Source organism: Methylocystis sp. MJC1 (genome assembly GCF_026427715.1).
GTDB lineage: Bacteria > Pseudomonadota > Alphaproteobacteria > Rhizobiales > Beijerinckiaceae > Methylocystis.
In genome coordinates, this window is sequence record NZ_CP107558.1 from 1,313,162 (window position 1) to 1,332,454 (window position 19,293).

Consider the following 19,293-nt stretch of genomic DNA (forward strand, 5'->3'; position numbering starts at 1 on the left):
CAAATCACGCGCTCCTACTGCGCCGGAACCTCGCAGATCTATCTTAAATGACTGCTAAACGGCTGCCGCTGCCTATTAATTCCCATTTTTCGGCGCCGGGATGGTTTGTATTTTCTTGCGATGGGTCGCTCGATTTGATCATTTTTGTTTACCGCTGCTTAATCTCCGAAAGAGAGAAACTGACGTGCGTCGCCAGCGGCGCGAGCGCATTCGGGCGCGCCGGAAGAGGCCGCGCTGGATCGGGGAGCGCCCGTGTTCTTTCTCCTTAAATGCCTTGCCTGCATCGCGATCGTGATCTTCGCTTTGCAATTGCGTGAGTCGGAGACGCCGGCGACTCGCGAATCGCATGCGCGCGTCTTGGCGCCTCAGCCGCCGCGACGCCCGTCGATCGAGGACAGCGCCAGGGAATGGGCTCAGGCCGGCGTCGATGCGCTGACGTCGGCCGCGCGCGAGAAATGTCTTGCTGCGCCTCGCGATTGCGCGGCTACGCTGCAGCGCTTGCAGGGCGTCGCGCATGAGCGATGAGGCGCCCAGCGGTGTGGCCAAGCCACGTTAAAAGCGAACAGATTTTGCGTAATTGAAAAATTAACCGTAATGATGGATTTCGTCGGCGAGCGATCCTGAGGCCAAGCGCTCCACTGACGCGCGCGTTTCTTGCAACTCTGTTGCGCGCGCCATTCCCTTTTACAGCTTCCAGGAGGCGGTATGACCGACGAAACCGTTTCGCAACACGATGATAACCCGTCCCGCGTTGAGTTCGACACGCTGCAGGAACAACTCAAGGCGGCCCGCGCCGAGCGTGACCGTCAGATATTCGAGAAAACTGAAATCGTCGCCAAGGCCAACGCTTACGCCAAGGAGCGCGACGATCTGAAGGAGCAGCTCGCGTCCGTTCTTTCCGAGCGCGATCAGATTATCGGAGATGTCGTCGCCGATCACGACAAGGTGGTGGCGGACGTCACGTCTCAGCGCGATCAGCTCGCCCATGAAAAGGCCGCGGTCGAGACGTCGCTCAAAGAGGCGGCCCGCCGCGCCGACGAGGCTGCCGCCGAGATCGCCCGGCTGCGCCGCACGGTCGACGCGAAGCCGCCGACGGACCTCACGGGCGTCCTGCTGGCGATCCTTGCGGAAAACACCAAGGCCGCGGTCGCCTGGCTGCGCTCGAAGATTCCGGCCGATAGCCCGGCGCTGCCATATTTCGACAAGACCGTCGAGACGGCGACCAAGCTCGGCTGCATGGCGGTGAAGCTGAGCAAGGAGTTCTATGTCTGGGCGAAGCCCCGGGTCATCGAGCTCTACAAGCTTGGCAAGGCCAAGGTCCAAGAGCTGGTCGCCGAGCAGGGTAAGAAGTAAAAGCCAAGCGCCAGCCAGTAGCCTCTGTCATTCCCGGCGGGCCAAAGGCCCGGCCGGGGATCAAGGGCAAAGGCCTCGAACGGCCCTATTACTGTTTTTGTTTGGATTTAGTTGCCATTGGCTGGCTTAGCGCTTGCGCCCGCCTCCGAAGCTTCTTTTGGTTGCTTTGCCGCTTCCTTCGCCAGATCGGCCCTGAGCGTCACGATATCAGCGACAAGCCGCTTCTTTCGTTCGTCGAGCGGCTCTTTGACGATCGTTTGGAAGCCATCCTTCGACGCGCCATAAAAGGCGACGCCGAGCCCCGCCACTCGTTTTTCCAGGTCGCCACATTTTATCTCGATGACTTTCGCCAATGTTTCGGCCGGCTCATTCGATGTCGGCACGAGGCTTTTCAGCTCGGTGGCCAGACAGTTATCGAAGGCGCTCGACGCTTCTTTCAAAAACTTGCTCCGCTCGATTTCCATTGCTTTGATCTGATCCTGCGAAACGCTACCCGTCTCACCTGCGTGCGGCGGTTGAGCGGCCTGATCCTTTTCGACCTGACGTCGTTGCCGCTCAGAGGAGGCGGCTTGGTCGAACGAAAAACGGAGCTCCGGCTGCATCGACGCGTAGGCGGAGCGAATGATTGCATTCGCCTCGCTCCGGTTGAAATCACTGCGGAAAAGAGCGTCGCGCGCGAGATCGACATGATGGCCACATGCGGGGCGCAGTGAACTCTCGATGCGCTCGAAGGTCGTCGTCGGGTCTTTTTTGGCGGCCTGTCGCAGATACTGCTTGGCGCAGTCGGCATAGGCGGCAAGATGCGGCTTCGCCTGGGAAGCAATAATTCGATCTGCTCCTTGGGCAAAGACGGCGGAGGACGCTGTCACAGAGAAGCAGCAAACAACTCTGGAGATAAACCGGACGACTTTGCTCATATGACACCTCCGGAAACGCCAGGGCGCGCGATGGGGGCTCTGCGCGCTCGCAAGAAGCCAGCGCGAGACGGGACAGGGTGGGGGCCATCAGAGACGATGGTTTGAAACTTCCGAATCGAAGTATTCAGAAGCTACAACGCAACCTTCGCCAATTAAAGCATGTAAAACAAGAACTTAGTTCATACGAGGCGATCGATGACGCTCGTGTGCGGCTTAGCGGGCCTTGACGAAAGGCTTTGACGGCCTCGCAAATGGCTGTGTTAACCGCGCCCTTTCTTTTGGGGCCGGGCGCTGCTATCCGAAACGCCATGAGCACCCCCCACAAATTCGACAACATCCGCAACTTCTCGATCGTGGCGCATATCGACCACGGCAAGTCGACGCTCGCCGACCGGCTGATCCAGGAGACCGGGACGCTCGCGGCGCGCGAGATGGTCGAGCAGGTGCTCGATTCCATGGATATCGAGCGCGAGCGCGGCATCACCATCAAGGCGCAGACCGTGCGCCTGCATTACCGGGCCGTGGACGGCAAGGATTACATCCTGAACCTGATGGACACGCCCGGCCACGTCGACTTCGCCTATGAGGTCTCGCGCTCGCTCAAGGCCTGCGAGGGCTCGCTGCTGGTGGTGGACGCCTCCCAGGGCGTCGAGGCGCAGACGCTGGCGAACGTTTATCAGGCGATCGACGCGGGGCACGAGATCGTGCCGGTGCTCAACAAGATCGACCTGCCGGCCGCCGAGCCCGACCGTATCAAGGAGCAGATCGAGGAGGTGATCGGCCTCGACGCCAAGGACGCGGTGCTCATCTCGGCGAAGACCGGCATTGGCATTCCGGACGTTCTGGAGGCGATCGTCACCCGCCTGCCGCCGCCCCAGGGCGACGAGAAGGCGCCTCTGAAGGCGTTGCTGGTCGATAGCTGGTATGACGCTTATCTGGGCGTCGTCGTGCTGGTGCGCATCTTCGACGGCACGCTGAAAAAGGGCCAGAAGATACAGATGATGGGCACAGGCGCCCATTACGACGTCGATAAGATTGGCGTGTTCCGCCCCAAGATGCAGGACGTCGCCGCGCTCGGCCCCGGCGAGGTCGGCTTCATCACCGCGCAGATCAAGCAAGTGGCGGATACGCGCGTCGGCGATACGATCACCGACGATCGCAAGCCCTGCGACGAGGCGCTGCCGGGCTTCAAGCCGGCGCAGCCGGTGGTGTTCTGCGGCCTTTTCCCCGTCGACGCCGCCGACTTCGAGGATTTGCGCGCCGCGATCGGCAAGCTGCGCCTGAACGACGCGAGCTTCTCCTATGAGATGGAGACCTCCGCCGCGCTCGGCTTCGGCTTCCGCTGCGGCTTTCTGGGCCTGCTGCATCTCGAAATTATTCAGGAGCGGCTGTCGCGCGAGTTCAACCTCGACCTCATCGCGACGGCGCCCTCGGTCGTCTACAAGATATTGCTGACCAATGGCGACGAGATCGAGCTGCACAATCCGGCCGACATGCCGGACGTCGTGAAGATCGAGGAGATCAAGGAGCCCTGGATTCGCGCCACGATTCTGACGCCCGACGACTATCTGGGCTCGGTGCTCAAGCTCTGTCAGGATCGGCGCGGCGTGCAGGTGGATTTAAATTACGTCGGCAAGCGCGCCATGGCGGTCTATGACCTGCCGCTCAACGAGGTGGTGTTCGATTTCTACGATCGCCTGAAGTCGATCTCGAAGGGCTACGCCTCATTCGACTATCAGCTCACCGACTATCGCGCCGGCGACCTCGTGAAGATGAGCATTCTCGTGAACGCCGAGCCGGTGGACGCCTTGTCCATGCTCGTGCATCGCACGCGCGCCGAGGGGCGCGGCCGGCAGATGTGCGAGAAGCTCAAGGAGCTGATCCCGCCGCATATGTTCCAGGTGCCGATCCAGGCCGCGCTCGGCGGCAAGATCATCGCCCGCGAAACCGTGCGCGCCTTCCGCAAGGACGTGACCGCCAAATGCTACGGCGGCGACGTGACCCGCAAGCGCAAGCTTTTGGAGAAGCAGAAGGAAGGCAAGAAGAAGATGCGCCAGTTCGGGCGGGTGGAGATCCCGCAGGAGGCGTTTATCGCGGCGCTGAAGATGGAGGACTAATGGGGCCTTTGCCGGGTAGGGCCTTGCTAGCGTACGCGATTACGTACATATTCCCTCCATGCGCACGACCTCTTACAGCGACCTCCGCAAGAACCTCGCGGCCACGCTTGATCGCGTGACCGAGGACCACGAGCCTGTCGTCATCACCCGCGACCGCGGAAAGCCGGCGGCGGTGCTGATCTCCCTCGAAGATTTCGCCTCCTATGAGGAGACGGCCTATCTGCTGAAAAGCCCGCGCAACGCCGAGCGCCTGCTTGCGTCGATCAAAGAGCTCGAAGCTGGTGGCGGCGCAGAGCGTAAGCTTTCCGAATGAAGCTCGTCTTCTCGGAAAGCGCCTGGGAAGACTATCTCCACTGGCAGGCGCAGGACGCGAAGATTCTCGACCGTATCAATTCGCTCATCAAGGAGTGCCAGCGCACGCCTTTTACAGGCACTGGAAAGCCCGAGCCTTTGCGGGGAGATTTGCGCGGCTGGTGGTCTCGGCGGATCACGCTGGAGCATCGCCTGGTATATCGCGTCGAAGGCGAGAGCCTGCTGATTGCGCAGTGTCGGTATCATTATTGAGTGAGCTTGTTATCGCGGCGCCAACTCCTCACCCCGCTTGCGGGGAGAGGTTGGGTGAGGGGCCGGGGGATTAATTGAGAGATTTGCCATGCGCGGCCTGCGTTTCATCGAAACTCGTCGGTCTCGTGAGCTGAGACGCGACGCCACCTCCGCGGAAAAGATTGTGTGGGGGCGGCTGAGGAATAGAAGTCTTGGCGGCTTCAAATTCGTGCGTCAGGAGCCCATTGGGCCATTTATCGCTGATTTCGTGTGCCGGGAATACAGGCTGGTCGTCGAGATTGATGGCGAAACGCATTCCAGCGCGGAGGAAATCGCGGCGGATGCACGGCGTACGGACTACCTCAATAAACAGGGCTATCGGGTAGCCCGCTTCACGAACCAGCAGGTTTATGAGAATGCCGATGCTGTTGCGGAGGCTATTCTTGGCGTCCTTTTGCGAGACCGGGGATAATCACCCGGGCCCCTCACCCAGCCTCTCCCCGCGAGCGGGGAGAGGAGTCTATGCCCTCGCCAGCGCGATCATCACCGCTCCCGCCAGCATCACCGCCGCGCCGAGGAGCCGCCCGCCGGTCTCCTCCTTCAGCACATGAGAGCTTGCGAGCACGGTGAAGAGCGCCGAGAGGCGCTTGATGGCGATGACATAGGGCGTGAACAATATCGTCAGCGCCCACATCTGCACCGTATTGCCGAAGGCCATGGCCGAGCCCGCGAGCAGCGCATAGCGTAGCGAGGAGAGACGCGGCGTCTTGCGTGGCCCAAGCGCCCAATAGAGGTTCGCGCAAAGCGCGATGACGATCATTACCCCCGCGTTCCATATCAGCGGCGTCGAGGCCGTCACGCCGAGCTTGTCGATATTGGCGGTGATGCTCCAGATTGCGGCGGTGACCAGCATGTAGCGCGCGCCGGCGTCCTTGACGAAGACAGCGAAATTGAAACGTTTGCCGTTCGCCCGGTTGGCGTCGAGAAGGCCGACGCCGAGCACGGTGAACAGCACGCCGAACATCCCCATCGGCGGCGCCTGCTCGCCGGTCATGATCGGTGAGGTGACCAGCATCAGCACCGGCGTCAGCAGCACGAGCGGCGCGACGAGCGAGGCGTCGGAGAGGCGGAAACCCCGAATGTAGAAGAAATAGGCGACGACGTTGAGAACGCCGGACCAGGCGAGGAGCTTTGTAAAGCCCGGCTGCGTCAGCGCGTCGAGCGTCGCGATCGGCGCGGCGACGAGCCCCGGATAGACGATTAGGCTGGCGATAATGAGCAGCAGCGCGCCGGCGTTCCATTGGGCGGCGAGGATCGCGCGGTCGTCGGCATAGCGCGTCGCGGCCTTGGTGCCGAGATCGGTGGCGGATTGGCAGAGCGCGGTGAGGAGGGCCGCGAGGAGAGCAAGCAGGGCGAGGTCCATGCCGCTATGACGCGACCGCCGTGTTTCGTTCTGACGAGGCTGAAGGCTTGCTGCGCGCCTGAAGGCGCGCGGTCCAGCGCCCGTCCGGACCGCGCGCCTTCAGGCGCGCTTGTCCAAACGCGTTCCTCACGCTTTCACCGCCTTCACCAGCGTATCGACGCCCTCGCGGTAGTCGACCGTCACCGCAAAGCCGAGCGCTTCGAGCAGCTTCATCGACGGGGTGAAATACATGACATGGTCGGGCGATTCGTCGCTGTAGAAATGCACCACCCAATCCTCGAGGAGGTCGAGGCGGTTGATTTCATTGAAGAGCTTGAACCAGCGGCGCACGGTCTCCTGCGTGTCCTGCAGATGCGCGGCGCGGTCGTCCATTGCGTAGCGGTCGCCATTGACGAAGAGGCCGCCGGGCTTCAACACGCGATGGATTTCAGCGAGAACCTTGGAACGGTAATCGTCGAGGAAATTGTGAATGGCGTAATTGGAGGCGACGAGGTCGAGGCTATTGTCGGGCAGCGCCTTCAGCGCGTCGAGCGCGTCGGCTTCCTTGAAGGTCACGCGGCCGGCTTTCACGTCGTCCGCCAGATTTTCGCGCGCCTGATCGAGCATCGCTGCCGCGGCGTCGACGGCGGTCAGCGTGAGGGCCTCGCGCGCGGCAAGCATCAATGTGGTGCTGATGCCCGTGCCGCAGCCGATCTCGAAACCCTTCAGCGTTTCACCGGGCTTCCAGGCGGCGACCGTCGCGCTGAGGCGCTTGGCGAGCAGGACGTGGTTGGGGCACATCAGCCGCAGGATGTCGTATTCCGCGCCGATCTTTCCGGTGAAGAGATTGTCCTGCAGCAAGTCTTGTGAGCGTGACGACATGGCCTTCCCCGCATTTTGGCGCGCACCTTAAGGCTGTTGCGCGAGCGAGGCAATCAGCTCCGGCGCTGCCGGCCGTAGAGCCGCGCGCTCCAGTTTTCGGTCTTGCCGGTATCGAGACGCCGCTGCGCCAGCGCGCGCCAGCCCTCCGCCAGTTGCGGGAGCGCGGCCATGGCCGCGAGGCCTTCGCGGTCGCGCGTGTCGCGGTAAAGCAGGCCAGAGAGGCGCGCGAGCGGCCAGCCGGGGCAGGGCGCTCGATCAGCGCGAGGGCGTCGCCCTCTTGCGCGACGCCTTCTTGCAGCACGCGATAATACCAGCCCGTGCGGCCGCTGCGCTGGACGCGGACCGCCATGTCGCGCAGGCCGAAACGCAGATTGAGCTTGAAGCAGGGCTGGCGTCCTTGGCTCACTTGCAAGAGCGCCGCGCCGAAGCGGATCACGTCGCCGAGGCAGAGGGTCTCCTCCGTCCAGCCGGACGTCGACAAGTTCTCGCCGAAGGCGCCGGGCGCGGCGAGGGGCGCCGCGTCGCCGATCTTTGCGCGCCAGGTCGCGTAATGATCCAATGCGTAATGATGCAGCGCCTTTTCCGGCCCGCCATGGTGTTTCAGATCGGCCTGGGCGTCGCCCTCTAACCCCGTTTGGCCAATTCGCCATGGGCCGGGGGTGGGCGCTTTGACGATCGCGCTCGTCTGCCCGGCTTCGCCGAGCGGCGCGATTGCCCCGACCAGAACGAGGGGGTGAGCGGGAGCGAGAGTCATGTTGGTTGGCTGCAAGGATATTTCAGGAACTCTCGGGCATAAAGGCGCATTGCCAACGCGCCGGCAAGCGTAATTCCAAAGCGCCAAGACGCCGGCGTGGGGCGCGGTTCGGGGAGGATCACATGCGAAGATCGCTCGGCCTGATTTTGCTCTTGCTCGTCGCCGCCGCGCCGGCGCGCGCCGATGTCGCCTGCCTCGTGCAGGCTTCCGGCGTTTCCGGCGTCATTGCCGATCAGAAGGATGTGATCGGCGCGGTCAATTGCCTCGGTCAGCAATTGGCGAGGCTGCGCAACGACGCGACTGTCTCCGAGAGGGCGACTGCCGCCCGTATCGACGATCTTGCACGGCAGATCGCCGCGCTACAGAGCGCCGTCAATGTTCTCGCCAAGCGGGTGGGCGCGTTGGAGGCCAATATCGTCGATAGCGAGACGCCGCTCGCCAAACGCCCGTGGTGACGGCGAGGTAAGGTAAGGGCGCCGCAAAGCAGCCATTTTTCGGCTGGACTTTTGTGTGAATCTCAAACGGGCCAACGAGGGTCTAGAGATGCGGATTTCTAGTTTATTTGCAGTCCTGGCTTTGGGCGCGGCGCTCGGCGCCTGCGAGTCGACGACGCCGGCCGAGCAGCGGGCGATGGACGACGCGCGCTGCAGATCCTACGGGTTCAAGCGCGGGAGCGACGGATTCTCCAAATGCCTGTTGGACGTCGACCTCGACCGCTCCGCCGATCGCCGCGAACGGCGGATGGAGCTCTCTACTTTTCCACGCTACGGCGGATTTGGCGGCCCCTATTGGCGCTATTGGTGAGGCGCTGCGCGTCCCCGCGGAAGGCCGTCATTGCTTCGTCGCGCTGCTCCTCGCAATTACGGGAATGACAGCGTCACATGCTGCTGCGGATGTGTTCGCGCAGCACGGGATAGATGTGATTGTCCCAGCGCCTGCCGTTGAACACGCCATAATGGCCGACGCCCGCCTGCATATGATGTGATTTCATATAAGGCCGCAGGCCGCTGCACAGGTCCTGCGCGGCGAGCGTTTGGCCGATGGCGCAGATGTCGTCCTTCTCGCCCTCGACCGTGAGCAGGAAGGTTTTCTTGATGGCGCGGGGTTCGACCTTGCGGCCTTTGAAGGTCAGATTGCCTTCGGGCAGGGCGTATTTCTGGAAGACCTCTTCGATCGTGTGCAGATAAAAATCTGCATCGAGGTCCATGATCGCGAAATATTCTTCGTAAAAGGTGCGTATCTGGTCGGCCTTGGCGTGATCGCCGTCGACGCGATGCTTGAAGAGATCGGCGAAGGCGTTTCGGTGCCGGTCCATATTCATGCTCATGAAGGCCGAAAGCTGCATGAAGCCCGGATAGACGCGCCGCCCCGCGCCCGGCAGGCCGTGCGGCACCTTGCTGATCATCTTCTCGCGGAACCATTCGATCGGCTTCGAGGTGGCGAACTCATTGACCTTGGTGGGCGAGATGCGCGTGTCGATCGGCCCGGCCATCAGCGTCAGGCTGGCCGGCGTATCGGGGTCCTGATCCTGCGCCATCAGCGCCACGGCGGCGAGCGCCGGGACGGTCGGCTGGCAGACCGCCACGAGATGCGACTGCGGCCCCATGAACTTGAGGAAGTCGATGATGTGCTGAACGAAATCCTCGAAGCCGAAAGTTCCCTCGTGAAGCGGAACGTCACGCGGGTTGCGCCAGTCGGTGACATAGACCTCGTGGTCGCGCAGCATGGTGCGGATCGTGCCGCGCAGCAGCGTCGCGAAATGGCCCGACATGGGCGCGAGCAGCAGCACGCGCGGCTCGCCGCTCGCGCCCTGGCGGGAAAAGCGCAGCAGGTCGCAGAAAGGGGTTGCGGCGACGACCTCCTCCACCACGGGCACGGTCTCGCCCGCGTCGGTCTTTACATCCGCAATGTCGTAGTCCGGCCGCCGATGCGTGAAGCCGGCAAGCGCCACGAGCTCGTGATAGGCCTGAAAGCAGCGCAGGGGCGCGGCGAATTGCATCGTCCCCCAGAGGCTCAGGATGCGTTCGCCGCTTGCCGCCGCCAGGCGAATCTGGTCGGTGAGGTCGGCATAGGCCTTATAGGCGTCGTACATGCGCTGGAATGAGACCTCTGGTTTCGGTAGCATGTGAGCGAGCAAGGGCTGTGCCATTGCTGGAAAAATTGGCACATGGCTTGCTCTGGGCCGTGGAGTCAATGAGGAAAATCAATGCCGACCGCCACGCTTACCATCAGCAGCAAGAACTATTCGTCCTGGTCGCTTCGCGGCTGGCTGTTGATGAAGCTTTCCGGCGTTCCCTTCGAGGAGGTCACAGTCGACCCCGACGACGCGACGGCGCGCGAGGAAATTCTGCTGCTCTCGCCCTCGATCCGCGTGCCTTGCCTCACCTACGGCGATTTCCGGATTTGGGACACTCTGGCAATCGGCGAGTTTCTCAATGAAATCGCTCCCGACGCCAGGCTGCTGCCCGCCGACCGCCTGAGCCGCGCGCGCTGCCGTTCGATCTGCGGCGAGCTGCATTCGGGCTTCAACGCGCTGCGCGCGGCGCTGCCGATGAATCTCAAGGGCCATTTCCCCAAATTCAAAGTTTGGTCCAAGGCGCAGGGCGACATCGCGCGCATCGAGGAGATTTGGCGCGAGAGCATCGAGCTGCATGGCGGGCCCTATCTTTTCGGCGACAGCCTTTCCATGGCTGACGCCATGTATGCGCCGGTCGTGACGCGGCTGCGCACCTATGAAGTCGCGCTCGACCCTCTTTGTGAGAACTACTGCGACCGCATTTTGGCTTGGCCGGCGATGCAGGAGTGGATCACGGCGGCGAAGCTCGAAGAAGATGAGATCGAGGAGCTCGAGGTCGAGTTCTGAAAATCGATCTCTTCAGGAACGTCCTGCAATAAAGGCGGTTCTTCCGGGAGCGCGAATGCGTGCGCCGGAGGAAGCGCGTCATGGCGGGGAAAGAGGCTCCTTCAGCAAATCCTGCGGCGATCGAACGGGGCAGGGCGGCCTCGACCCCTTCCGAAATCCCGGCGCGCGGCTGGAAGGATGTGTTGTCGCGCGTCTTTGACGACATCAACCGGCATCGCATTCTCGCTATCGCCGCGGGCGTTACTTTCTATGCGCTGCTCGCGATCTTTCCGGCGATCGCCGCATTCGTGGCGATCTATGGCCTCGTCGCCGACCCCTCGACGATCAGCGAGCATCTCCAGGCGCTTTCCGGCTTCCTGCCCGCCGAGGGCCTGTCCATCATCGGCGATCAAATCCGCCGCGTCGCCGCGCAGGGCGCGACAAAGCTGGGGCTCGCCTCGCTCATCGGCGTGCTGTTTTCGCTCTGGAGCGCCAATGCCGGCATGAAGGCGACATTCGACGCGCTCAACGTCGTTTATCAGGAAGAGGAGAAGCGCGGCTTCTTCAAGCTCAACGCAATATCGCTGGGCTTCACGCTCGCAGGCATGGCGCTGCTTGCACTTTCTCTGGGCGCCATGGTGATCCTGCCGCGCGCGCTCGAAGCGGTTGGGCTGCCGGCGCTCGAAACGTGGACCTCGGCGCTGCGCTGGCCGATCTTGCTTATTGTCATCGCGATCGCAATCTCGGTCGTTTATCGCTTTGGTCCCAGCCGAGATAGGGCGCAGTGGCGATGGGTGAGCTGGGGCGCCGCCTTCGCGGCAATCTCCTGGTTGATCGCCTCGCTGCTTTTCTCCTGGTATGCGGCCAATTTGGGGAATTTCAATAAAACCTATGGGTCGCTCGGCGCGGCCATCGGCTTCATGCTGTGGATGTGGGTGTCGGCGATCGTGCTGCTGGTCGGAGGCGAGCTCGACGCCGAGATGGAGCATCAGACCGCGAAAGACACGACGACAGGCGGGCCGCGCCCCTTGGGCGAGCGCGGCGCGGTTATGGCGGATACGATTGGCCAACCGAAATCGTAGCCGCCGTCGTTGCGAGGAGCAAAGCGACGAAGCAATCCAGAGCCGTGTTGCGGCCCTGGATTGCTTCTCGCTTCTGCGAAATCGGGTATACCCGACTTCGAAAAAATGCTCGCAATGACGGCCAGTCACGTCGGGAATGACGCCGACCCGTCGATTTAGCCCCACCAGAAAATTGCGGCGATGATTGCGTAAAGGCCGATGAGCGCAGCGCCGTCGACCATGTCGGCCTGGCCGTCGACGGTCACCACTGTCACGACCATCACAGAGAAGAAGAGCGCGACCGCCAGGATCGGCGGAACGGCGAGCGTGAAGGCCGCGCCACCCATGCCGAAGCTCGTCAGAATGAGGACTGGCACGACGACCACGGCGACCTGGAGCGCGCTGGTCAGGACGACGCTGACCGCAAGCTCGGATTTGCCTGCGGCCGCAAGGCGCACGCCCACGACATTCTCGATGGCGTTGCCGGCGATGGCGACGACGACGAGGCCCGCGAAAGTCTGGCTCAGTCCTAGCGTATCGATTGCGGGCTCCAACGCTTCGACGAACCAATCGGAGACCAGCGCCGCGCCGCCGGCGCAGACGAGCAGCACGGCGATCGCGGTCGAAAGCGGCCAGGCGTGCGCGCGCGCATGGGCTTCCGCCGGCACGGCGCGCTGGCCTTGTTCGAGCATCGATTTGGTCATGATCGCAAAGACCAGCAGCAGCACGACGGCGCAGACGACGGCCAGCTCCTGCTCATGCGACGCGGCCGGCAAATGCAGCTCATTTGCGAGCGTCGGTAGCACCAGCGCGGAGACCGCAAGCAGCAGGAGAGAGGCGATCATGCGCGGGGTCTGGGCGTTGAATTCCAGCACGCCATGGCGCCAGCCGCCCACGACGAAAGCGAGGCCGAGCACGAGCAAGACATTGGCGAGGATCGAGCCGATCAGCGATGCCTGCACCACGGTAACAAGTCCCGCTTGCAGCGAGAAAATACAGACGAAAAGTTCGGGAAGACTTCCCACTGCCGATTGGATGAGCCCTGTCGTCGCGGGGCTCAAATGATTGCCGATTTGATCCGTCGCCTCGCCGATGACATGGGCGACGCCGGCGAGCGCGAGCGCGCAGGCAAGAAAGGCGAGGATTGCGCCCGCATGTAGAACATGCGCGGCGCCGGCAACACCGACGAGCGCCGCAGAGGCGCCCATGACAATCATTTCCTGGCGATCAATTGCAGCCACCTACCGACCCTCTCAAAAATTGTCAGATTTTGTCGGGCGCATGGTGACGGCTCGGCTCGCGCCAATCAAGGGGCGGCGCGGTCCAATTGCAGGTTGCGTCGCTCTGGCTTTTGAGCTTCGATGCGACGGGGCTCGGAGGATATCGACATGATGAAATCGATGCCTGCGCGCGCCCTCCTCGCCGCGATTTTATGGGGCGCGCCTCTCGCGGCGGCGCACGCGTCTCCCTTCTCCTGCCGACTGCTCGAAGCAGAAGCTTTTCTTCCGGAGCTTTCAACATTCAGCGGCTATCGTTGGATCGAATGTCGCGCTGTGAGCGATGTCGTGGTCGACGGCGTTTCGATCAATAATGGAAAATGCTACGCCTTTGATTATGGGTATACCGGGCGCCGCTTTGTGGCGGGGCAACCGATCTATGTCCCTTACGCGTGCATGAGTCCGGTAACGCTGGCCATTGCGGCGAATGGCGTGATAACCAAGCTTCCGTTGCGTTAGGAATCCTAGGAGAGAAGCAATCGCTTAAACTCTGGAGAGATTCCAATCAGCGAAAAATTTCGCAACTTTCACATGATGTAGCGCCAGGCTTTGACGAGGACGATGATGCGTTGGCTGTTTCTTTTCCCGATGACTGTGATCGGTTTGGCAGGCTGCAACAGCTTGAGCTCCAAAAACGTCGCGAACGAGCAATATGCCGCAGATTCCTACGAACAATCTCACTCCGCCTACCAGATCTGCGTCGCGCAAAACGCCAATGACCCGCAGAAATGCGAGGCCCTCGCCCGCGTGATGGAAGCGGATAAAAAACGTTACGAAACGACAACGCGGAACTGAGCGGGAGGTCGAGTTCATGCTCTCTGCCACATTGTATAGTTCAAGAAAACACAAAGCTGTCTCATTTGAGGTTGGGCGAAATGTAATGTATTTCGTGTCTCTCAGATATTTCGATTGAATAGCTTGAGTGGCAAATTGCATGCAGACTCTAACGGGCGATCACTTTTGGCTAACGAGCTGGGCGAGCGATCCACAAGGACGCGCCATCCACGTCGATCCGGCATGGCTTCAATTTACGGGTCAAAGCCCCGAGCAGGCGCGTTCGGACTGGATCGAAGCCGTTCATCCGGAAGACAGAGAGAAAGTTAAAACGGCTTGGATGCGCGCGCTCGAAGCTCGCGGCCCCTATCAGGCTGAATGCCGACTCAGGCGTTTCGATGGCGTCTACCATTGGACATTCGCCGCTGCGGGCCCTCGCTTCGATGAGAATGGAATCTTCCACGGCCATATCGGCTCCGTCGTCGACATCGAGATGCGGCGCGCCGTGGAGGATGCGTTGCGTGAGAGCGAGGAGCGGTTTCGCGCACTGACGGAGTCATACGCTCAAGCCGTTTGGGAAAAAGACGCCGATGGCGCCGCTATCGCGGATAGTCCGACATGGCGCGCCTATACGGGGCAGACGCGCGAACAATATCTCGGCCATGGATGGCTCGGCGCCATTCATCCTGACGATCGCCCTTGTGTCGAAAATCGGTGGCGGGAAGCCGTTGCAACGCGCTCGAAATACGAGTCGGAATACCGGTTGAAATGGAACGGCGGCGGATGGCGGTGGACCTATGTCCGCGGCGCGCCGCTACTCGACCGCGAGGGATCTGTTCGCAAATGGGTCGGGGTCAATTTCGACATTCACACGCGCAAAATGGCGCAGGAGGCGTTGCGCGAAAGCGAAAGGTTGATGCGGCTTGCACAGGATGCGGCGCATGCCGGCTCGTGGGAATGGAGCCTCGACGACAACAGGACCGTCTGGTCGAAAAATCTCTGGGCGCTTTACGGTCTCGATATAGGCGCTTGCGAGTCCAATCTCGAAAATTGGGCAAATTCGGTCCATGAAGACGACCGCGACCAGGTGGTCGCGGCGGTATTGGCGGCGGCGCGCGCGGGCGAGGAGTTCGAGGTCGAATGGCGGGTCAATCTTCCCAATGGGCAGGCGCCGAGATGGCTGCTCTCAAGGGGCAGGCCGCGTTTGGAAGCGAATGACGCGCCGGCGCGCTATTACGGCATTGTCTTCGACGTCTCCGCCCGCAAGAACGCCGAGGAAGCTCTCAGAGCGAGCGAACGGCGCTACCGCATGTTGTACGAGTCGCTGCGCGATCCCTTCGTGCGCACCAGCATCGACGGCCGCATCCTGGAGTTCAACGAGCTCTATCGAGAGATGCTCGGTTATTCCGACGACGAACTACGCGCGCTCACTTATCGAGATCTGACTCCCGAAAAATGGCATGCAATGGAGGACGCCGTCATTTGGGAGCAAATCCTGCCTCGCGGATATTCGGATGTCTACGAGAAGGAATATCGTCGCAAGGACGGCACGATTTTTCCTGTCGAGCTAAGACCCATTCTCTCGAGAGACCAAAGCGGCGCGCCGGACGCCATGTGGGCGATTATCCGGGACATTTCCGATCGGAAGCTCTCGGAGCAAATTCTGCGCGAACGCGAGGAGCGGCTGCGCATCGCTCTGGACGCAGCGAAATTCGGCTCTTTCGCCTATTATCCGCAAAGCGGCAAGGTCGTCTGGGACGCCCAGATGAAAAGGATGTGGGGGCTCGAGCCCGATCAGGACATCCTCTATGAAGAGGCGCTCGAACGCGTTCATCCGGCTGACCGCGCGCGCGTTCGCCAGGCGATCGAAGCTTGTTTGAGTCCCGAGGGGAGCGGCGATTACCAGGCCGAGTTCCGCGTCGTCCTGCCGGATGGTTCGGTGAATTGGCACGGCGTCAGCGGGCGGGCATATTTCGACGAAGGACCGGGAGGCGTGCGGACCCCCGTCCGCATGACCGGAGTCGAAGCCGACATCACCGACCGCAAGAAGGGCGAGGAGGCGCTCAGAGACGCAGATCGGCGAAAGGACGAGTTCATCGCCATGTTGGCGCATGAGCTGCGCAATCCGCTCGTGCCCATTCACAATGGCGTTCATCTGTTAAAGGCGCGCGCCGAGCCGAATGGCTCGGAAACCAATCGGCCGCTGCTTGATATGATGGAGCGTCAGGTGGCGCATCTTGTGCGCCTTGTCGACGATCTCCTCGAAATGTCGCGCGTCGCCAACGGAAGAATAGAGCTGCGTCGCGAGCAGACAGACATTGCGGCCGTCTTGCGCAACGCTTTGGAGACGAGCAGGCCGCTGATCGAGAAAAGGCGTCATGACGCGACGCTTTCCACGCCACCGGAGCCGCTGCTCATTTACGGCGATCCCGTGCGGCTCACGCAGGTCTTCGCGAATATTCTCAACAATTCTGCCAAATACACCCCTGAGGGCGGACGCATCGACATATTGGCGGAACGCCGGGAGCAGGAAGCGGTCGTCGTCGTGCGCGACAACGGCCGAGGCATCGGGCCGGAAGCGTTGTCGCAAGTTTTCGAGCCTTTCTCCCAGCCGGGCGGCCGGCCCGACGACCACGGTCTCGGCATTGGTCTCGCCCTTGTCCGCAACCTTGTGCAAATGCATGGCGGCTCGGTCGAAGCGGCGAGCGAAGGGTTGGACAGGGGAAGCGTTTTCATCGTTCGCCTTCCCATGAGCGTTTCATTCCAGCGAACCGCGCCGCCAGCCGAGCGCGCCGAGGCCGCGCTGGCGTCGACCGGCCGGCGGGCGCTTGTGATCGACGACGATCGAGATGTCGCGGATACTTTGGCGATGGTTCTCGAACTGCTCGGCGCTTCGGTGCGCGTGACATACGGGGGGCGAGATGGTCTGCGGGAATTGCCTGCTTTTCAGCCGGATATCGTGTTTCTCGATCTCGGCATGCCGTTGCTGGACGGTTTCGAAACGGCTCGATTGATCCGGCAGAGCGACATTGGCCGTCGGCTGAGGCTCGTGGCGCTCACCGGCTGGGGGCAGGCGGAGGATCGCGCAAGAACGCGCGCGGCCGGCTTCGACGCGCATCTGACCAAGCCGGCTTCGCTCGGGGAGCTAAGGTCTTTGTTGCAAAATTAGACCTGTCTCGGCGCACGCCCGTCATACGAGTTCCGCTCGATTGGTTCGCTGTCATTCCCGACGCTCGTAAAGCGAGCGATCGGGAATCCAGAGCAAAACCAGCGCTTTTGTGGCTCTGGATTCCCGGTCGCTGGGAATGACAAGCGACAATGCGAGCTGTTCAAACGGAAATGGCATCAGTCGATCGAGGAAATCCGGATGGGCGCCGTTACGTCCGCGTAGGCCACCTTGATGCCCGCCTTGGTGACAGCCGCTTCATCCGGATACCAGGTCGACTCGTGGTCGAGCCCGCCGTATTTGTTGAAAACCATCACATATTTGGCTTTTAAGTCCACTTCGCAGCGCAGCCCTTTTCCCGGCTCGCTGACCGGCCGCATTTTCCCATCCCAATCAATGAAATAACCTTTGGGCGCATCGGCCGCTTCGGACATGCTGCGTTCCTTTCCCGACAATGATTTGCCGATAGAGGCGCGTGAAGCATGTTGCGGGCCAGATAAGCGCGGCGGGCGACGGCAGTTCGCCCGCCTGCCGCAGATCAATAGGCGTTCTTCGTTGTCAGGAGAGACCAGGGCGTCGCGAACAAGATCCGCAGATCGAACAGCATGGACCAGTTCTCGATGTAATAGAGGTCGTGCGCGACGCGCTGCTCGATCTTTTCGACCGTGTCCGTTTCGCCGCGCCAGCCGTTGATCTGAGCCCAGCCCGTGATGCCGGGCTTCACCTTGTGGCGGGCGAAATAACCGTCGACGACCTCGTCATAGATGTGCTCGCCGACCTTCGCCTGCATGACATGCGGCCGTGGACCGACGAGCGAAAGCTCGCCCCGGAGCACATTGAAAAGCTGCGGCAGCTCGTCGAGCGAGCTGCGGCGCAGGATCGCGCCGACGCGGGTGACGCGCGGATCGCCCCGCGTGACCTGCTTCTGGCCCGACATGTCGCATTTATCGACGTACATCGATCTGAACTTGAGCACGCCGATCGGCTCGTTGTTGAAGCCGTGGCGCGTTTGCTTGAAAAACACTGGGCCGCGCGAATCGAGCTTCACGGCGAGGGCGATCAGCGCGAGCAGCGGCGCGAGCACGATAATGCCGATCGCCGCCAGCACGCGGTCCTCGATCGCCTTGAGGGCGACGCTCGAATCCGACATCGGCTTGTCGAAGACAGGGAGAAAAGGCGTGTCGCCGATGTAATTATAGGCGCGCGAGCGCAACTTCAGCTTGCTGTTGAACGCCGCGATTCGCACGTCGATCGGAAGGACCCACAATTTCTTGAGGATGTAGAGAATGCGCTCCTCGGCGGTCGGGGGCAAAGCGATGATGAGAAGATCGACGCGCTGCTCCCGGCAGAAATCCTCGAGGTCGTCGAAGCGGCCGAGCTTGCGATAACGGCCCACGGTTTCCGGCGAGCGCATTTTGTCGCGATCGTCGAAAAGGCCGAGAATCTGAATGGCCGCGCCGCCCGAGCGATCCAGCCGGTCGATGAGCTCCGCGGCGGCGTCTCCGCCGCCGACGATCACGGCGCGGCGCGCCAGACGTCCCTCTCGCGCCCAACGCCCGAGCGCGCGCGCCGTGAAGAGACGCGCCGCGGAACAGGCCGCCCAACCATAGGCGAGCCAATAGGGGACCCAGCGACGCATTTGCTCCAGATGCGTTCCGAACAGCGCCTCGGCGACGATCAATCCGCCGAGCGCGAGTGAGAGCGCCAATCCCACATTCGCCACTTGCGCCAATCCGTGGGAAAGGGACGCGACGGTATAGGCCCACCGCATCTTCAGAATGGTCGCGGCGCCGATCGCCACCCCGGCGAGCGCCAGAAGAAGCGCGCTGGAGCCATAGGGATCGCCGTCGAAGACAGCGAAATGGGTTATGGCGCCGGTCGCCGCGACGCTGAACAGATCAAAGAGTAGAACGCCAGCAATTACAGCTGGTTGCTTGATAAGCTGATCGGGAGGGACGACCGGAGCGCGTCCGGAGGAGAGCGTGCGCCGCCCGTTTGCCAATCCGGCCAAGGAATGCGCCGTCGCCTCGCCCATCGTCTTGTTCCTCTAAGCCGAATTTCGTGGCTTCCATCATGGCGCAAACTCGTAAACAACACGCCACTGGGGCCAGGCGGCGGCGGGCGTGGCGTTCCCTATCGTTTGGACCAGCTCGATAGGAGTTTTACGATGTTCGCTTGGTCTTGCGCGTCTCGGCCTGTCTCGCC

20 protein-coding genes and 1 pseudogene are annotated in these 19,293 nt (G+C 61.9%); 13 read left to right on the forward strand and 8 right to left on the reverse strand.

Going from position 1 to position 19,293, the window contains the following annotated elements; all coding sequences use genetic code 11:
• Positions 1-252: 252 nt before the first annotated feature.
• On the forward strand, positions 253-525 hold the full coding sequence (locus OGR47_RS06285) for a hypothetical protein (protein ID WP_165047947.1): 273 nt from the start codon (positions 253-255) through the stop codon (positions 523-525).
• A gap of 180 nt (positions 526-705) precedes the next feature.
• On the forward strand, positions 706-1,353 hold the full coding sequence (locus OGR47_RS06290; RefSeq protein WP_165047949.1) for a hypothetical protein: 648 nt from the start codon (positions 706-708) through the stop codon (positions 1,351-1,353).
• A 107-nt stretch (positions 1,354-1,460) separates the two neighbouring features.
• Here the strand turns inward: OGR47_RS06290 and OGR47_RS06295 are convergent, their stop codons facing one another.
• On the reverse strand, positions 1,461-2,270 hold the full coding sequence (locus OGR47_RS06295; protein ID WP_165047951.1) for a hypothetical protein: 810 nt from the start codon (positions 2,268-2,270) through the stop codon (positions 1,461-1,463).
• Positions 2,271-2,578: 308 nt separating this feature from the next.
• Between OGR47_RS06295 and lepA the strand changes: the two genes are divergently transcribed.
• From lepA to OGR47_RS06315, 4 genes are all read left to right on the forward strand, one after another.
• Positions 2,579-4,387 carry a translation elongation factor 4 gene (gene lepA, locus OGR47_RS06300; protein ID WP_165047953.1) on the forward strand — a complete coding sequence of 603 codons (1,809 nt, stop codon included), beginning with the start codon at positions 2,579-2,581 and terminating at the stop codon, positions 4,385-4,387.
• 58 nt (positions 4,388-4,445) lie between these two features.
• The gene (locus tag OGR47_RS06305) at positions 4,446-4,700 is read left to right on the forward strand and encodes a type II toxin-antitoxin system Phd/YefM family antitoxin (RefSeq protein ID WP_165047956.1); all 255 of its coding nucleotides are present in this window, start codon (positions 4,446-4,448) and stop codon (positions 4,698-4,700) included.
• Positions 4,697-4,951: a Txe/YoeB family addiction module toxin gene (locus tag OGR47_RS06310; RefSeq protein ID WP_165047958.1), complete on the forward strand. Its 255-nt coding sequence runs from the start codon at positions 4,697-4,699 to the stop codon at positions 4,949-4,951. The genes OGR47_RS06305 and OGR47_RS06310 overlap by 4 nt, the downstream gene beginning before the upstream one ends.
• Before the next feature lie 88 nt (positions 4,952-5,039).
• Positions 5,040-5,402 carry an endonuclease domain-containing protein gene (locus tag OGR47_RS06315; RefSeq protein ID WP_165047960.1) on the forward strand — a complete coding sequence of 121 codons (363 nt, stop codon included), beginning with the start codon at positions 5,040-5,042 and terminating at the stop codon, positions 5,400-5,402.
• A 48-nt stretch (positions 5,403-5,450) separates the two neighbouring features.
• Here the strand turns inward: OGR47_RS06315 and OGR47_RS06320 are convergent, their stop codons facing one another.
• From OGR47_RS06320 to OGR47_RS06330, 3 genes and pseudogenes are all read right to left on the reverse strand, one after another.
• Positions 5,451-6,353 carry an EamA family transporter gene (locus tag OGR47_RS06320; RefSeq protein ID WP_165047962.1) on the reverse strand — a complete coding sequence of 301 codons (903 nt, stop codon included), beginning with the start codon at positions 6,351-6,353 and terminating at the stop codon, positions 5,451-5,453.
• Positions 6,354-6,479: 126 nt separating this feature from the next.
• Positions 6,480-7,214 carry a class I SAM-dependent methyltransferase gene (locus tag OGR47_RS06325; protein ID WP_165047964.1) on the reverse strand — a complete coding sequence of 245 codons (735 nt, stop codon included), beginning with the start codon at positions 7,212-7,214 and terminating at the stop codon, positions 6,480-6,482.
• Positions 7,215-7,267: 53 nt separating this feature from the next.
• Positions 7,268-7,968 (reverse strand): annotated as a pseudogene (locus tag OGR47_RS06330) (MOSC domain-containing protein).
• Between the two features lie 122 nt (positions 7,969-8,090).
• Here OGR47_RS06330 and OGR47_RS06335 point away from each other — a divergent pair.
• Together OGR47_RS06335 and OGR47_RS06340 are read left to right on the forward strand one after the other, a co-directional pair.
• A complete protein-coding gene (locus tag OGR47_RS06335) occupies positions 8,091-8,423 on the forward strand; it encodes a hypothetical protein (protein WP_165047967.1) in 333 nt (110 codons plus the stop codon).
• Positions 8,424-8,511: 88 nt separating this feature from the next.
• Positions 8,512-8,772, forward strand: coding sequence for a hypothetical protein (locus OGR47_RS06340; protein ID WP_165047969.1), 261 nt, complete (start codon positions 8,512-8,514; stop codon positions 8,770-8,772).
• A gap of 73 nt (positions 8,773-8,845) precedes the next feature.
• On the opposite strand, the gene OGR47_RS06345 is transcribed toward OGR47_RS06340, so the two are convergent.
• Positions 8,846-10,060, reverse strand: coding sequence for a polyhydroxyalkanoate depolymerase (locus tag OGR47_RS06345; protein WP_165048405.1), 1,215 nt, complete (start codon positions 10,058-10,060; stop codon positions 8,846-8,848).
• A gap of 114 nt (positions 10,061-10,174) precedes the next feature.
• Between OGR47_RS06345 and OGR47_RS06350 the strand changes: the two genes are divergently transcribed.
• Both OGR47_RS06350 and OGR47_RS06355 read left to right on the forward strand, forming a co-directional pair.
• Positions 10,175-10,831: a glutathione S-transferase family protein gene (locus OGR47_RS06350; RefSeq protein WP_165047971.1), complete on the forward strand. Its 657-nt coding sequence runs from the start codon at positions 10,175-10,177 to the stop codon at positions 10,829-10,831.
• An 80-nt stretch (positions 10,832-10,911) separates the two neighbouring features.
• Positions 10,912-11,892 (forward strand): YihY/virulence factor BrkB family protein, encoded by a 981-nt coding sequence (locus OGR47_RS06355; protein ID WP_165047973.1) that lies wholly within the window; start codon positions 10,912-10,914, stop codon positions 11,890-11,892.
• A 155-nt stretch (positions 11,893-12,047) separates the two neighbouring features.
• Here the strand turns inward: OGR47_RS06355 and OGR47_RS06360 are convergent, their stop codons facing one another.
• Positions 12,048-13,079: a sodium:proton exchanger gene (locus OGR47_RS06360; RefSeq protein WP_246729516.1), complete on the reverse strand. Its 1,032-nt coding sequence runs from the start codon at positions 13,077-13,079 to the stop codon at positions 12,048-12,050.
• Between the two features lie 180 nt (positions 13,080-13,259).
• Here OGR47_RS06360 and OGR47_RS06365 point away from each other — a divergent pair, with 180 nt between their 5' ends.
• From OGR47_RS06365 to OGR47_RS06375, 3 genes are all read left to right on the forward strand, one after another.
• Positions 13,260-13,607, forward strand: coding sequence for a hypothetical protein (locus tag OGR47_RS06365; protein ID WP_165047976.1), 348 nt, complete (start codon positions 13,260-13,262; stop codon positions 13,605-13,607).
• 162 nt (positions 13,608-13,769) lie between these two features.
• Entirely contained in the window at positions 13,770-13,943 is a 174-nt protein-coding gene (locus OGR47_RS06370; protein ID WP_165047978.1) for a hypothetical protein, read from the forward strand.
• Positions 13,944-14,082: 139 nt separating this feature from the next.
• Positions 14,083-17,091: a PAS domain S-box protein gene (locus tag OGR47_RS06375; RefSeq protein ID WP_165047980.1), complete on the forward strand. Its 3,009-nt coding sequence runs from the start codon at positions 14,083-14,085 to the stop codon at positions 17,089-17,091.
• Positions 17,092-17,267: 176 nt separating this feature from the next.
• On the opposite strand, the gene OGR47_RS06380 is transcribed toward OGR47_RS06375, so the two are convergent.
• Both OGR47_RS06380 and OGR47_RS06385 read right to left on the reverse strand, forming a co-directional pair.
• Positions 17,268-17,522, reverse strand: a complete 255-nt coding sequence (locus tag OGR47_RS06380) for a hypothetical protein (protein ID WP_165047983.1) — start codon at positions 17,520-17,522, stop codon at positions 17,268-17,270.
• Positions 17,523-17,626: 104 nt separating this feature from the next.
• Positions 17,627-19,123 carry an undecaprenyl-phosphate glucose phosphotransferase gene (locus tag OGR47_RS06385; RefSeq protein ID WP_165047985.1) on the reverse strand — a complete coding sequence of 499 codons (1,497 nt, stop codon included), beginning with the start codon at positions 19,121-19,123 and terminating at the stop codon, positions 17,627-17,629.
• Between the last annotated feature and the right edge of the window lie 170 nt (positions 19,124-19,293).

Coding starts and splice junctions, on each gene's coding strand:
- OGR47_RS06305 (WP_165047956.1), top strand. CDS start 4,446: ATGCGCACGACCTCTTACAGCGACCTCCGCAAGAACCTCGCGGCCACG.
- OGR47_RS06320 (WP_165047962.1), bottom strand. CDS start 6,353: ATGGACCTCGCCCTGCTTGCTCTCCTCGCGGCCCTCCTCACCGCGCTC.
- OGR47_RS06375 (WP_165047980.1), top strand. CDS start 14,083: ATGCAGACTCTAACGGGCGATCACTTTTGGCTAACGAGCTGGGCGAGC.
- OGR47_RS06360 (WP_246729516.1), bottom strand. CDS start 13,079: ATGGGCGCCTCTGCGGCGCTCGTCGGTGTTGCCGGCGCCGCGCATGTT.
- OGR47_RS06310 (WP_165047958.1), top strand. CDS start 4,697: ATGAAGCTCGTCTTCTCGGAAAGCGCCTGGGAAGACTATCTCCACTGG.
- OGR47_RS06340 (WP_165047969.1), top strand. CDS start 8,512: ATGCGGATTTCTAGTTTATTTGCAGTCCTGGCTTTGGGCGCGGCGCTC.
- OGR47_RS06325 (WP_165047964.1), bottom strand. CDS start 7,214: ATGTCGTCACGCTCACAAGACTTGCTGCAGGACAATCTCTTCACCGGA.
- OGR47_RS06380 (WP_165047983.1), bottom strand. CDS start 17,522: ATGTCCGAAGCGGCCGATGCGCCCAAAGGTTATTTCATTGATTGGGAT.
- OGR47_RS06335 (WP_165047967.1), top strand. CDS start 8,091: ATGCGAAGATCGCTCGGCCTGATTTTGCTCTTGCTCGTCGCCGCCGCG.
- OGR47_RS06295 (WP_165047951.1), bottom strand. CDS start 2,270: ATGAGCAAAGTCGTCCGGTTTATCTCCAGAGTTGTTTGCTGCTTCTCT.
- OGR47_RS06350 (WP_165047971.1), top strand. CDS start 10,175: ATGCCGACCGCCACGCTTACCATCAGCAGCAAGAACTATTCGTCCTGG.
- lepA (WP_165047953.1), top strand. CDS start 2,579: ATGAGCACCCCCCACAAATTCGACAACATCCGCAACTTCTCGATCGTG.
- OGR47_RS06385 (WP_165047985.1), bottom strand. CDS start 19,123: ATGGGCGAGGCGACGGCGCATTCCTTGGCCGGATTGGCAAACGGGCGG.
- OGR47_RS06355 (WP_165047973.1), top strand. CDS start 10,912: ATGGCGGGGAAAGAGGCTCCTTCAGCAAATCCTGCGGCGATCGAACGG.
- OGR47_RS06315 (WP_165047960.1), top strand. CDS start 5,040: ATGCGCGGCCTGCGTTTCATCGAAACTCGTCGGTCTCGTGAGCTGAGA.
- OGR47_RS06365 (WP_165047976.1), top strand. CDS start 13,260: ATGATGAAATCGATGCCTGCGCGCGCCCTCCTCGCCGCGATTTTATGG.
- OGR47_RS06345 (WP_165048405.1), bottom strand. CDS start 10,060: ATGTACGACGCCTATAAGGCCTATGCCGACCTCACCGACCAGATTCGC.
- OGR47_RS06290 (WP_165047949.1), top strand. CDS start 706: ATGACCGACGAAACCGTTTCGCAACACGATGATAACCCGTCCCGCGTT.